Origin of the sequence: Streptomyces apocyni (genome assembly GCF_009739465.1) — a bacterium.
In the GTDB taxonomy this organism is placed as follows: Bacteria; Actinomycetota; Actinomycetes; order Streptomycetales; family Streptomycetaceae; genus Streptomyces; species Streptomyces apocyni.
Genome location: NZ_WHOM01000021.1, coordinates 1 through 525 on the forward strand (window position 1 = coordinate 1; position 525 = coordinate 525).

1 protein-coding gene is annotated in these 525 nt (G+C 71.4%); it reads left to right on the plus strand.

Annotated features, from left to right (window positions below; translation table 11 throughout):
* A partial coding sequence (locus GCN81_RS31675) for a Rossmann-fold NAD(P)-binding domain-containing protein (protein WP_197287422.1) occupies positions 1-525 on the plus strand: 525 nt, incomplete at both ends.

Below are 525 nucleotides of genomic sequence, written 5' to 3' on the forward strand. Positions count from 1 at the left end.
GCCGCCCTGCACACCCTGCTGCCCGGGGTCATCGACAACGACCGACCCGCCCTACTCCCCTTCTCCTGGAGCGGAGTCACTGTGCACGCCGTGGGTGCGACCACCCTCCGCGTCCGACTCACCCTCACCGGACCCGAAACCGCCACCCTGACCGCCACCGACACCACCGGAATGCCGGTCGCCACCGTCGACGCCCTCGACCTACGCCCCCTGAACAAGGAGGCCCTACGTCAGGCCGCCGCCACCGCCACCACCCTCGACGGACTGCTCCGCCCGACCTGGAGCCCGGTTCCGGCCAGCGACGCCGACAGCCCGACCCTCGAGACCGTACTGCTGACCATCGACGCGTCCGACACCGACGCAGGTGACGTGCCAGAGGCCGTACGGGACCGCCTGCACCGGACCCTGGGCACCGTGCAGGACTGGCTCACGGGCGATGACGCCTCCGACTCCACGCTGACCGTGGTCACCCAAGGCGCCCTCGCCACCACCCCCGGCGAACCCATCACCAACCTCACCCACGCC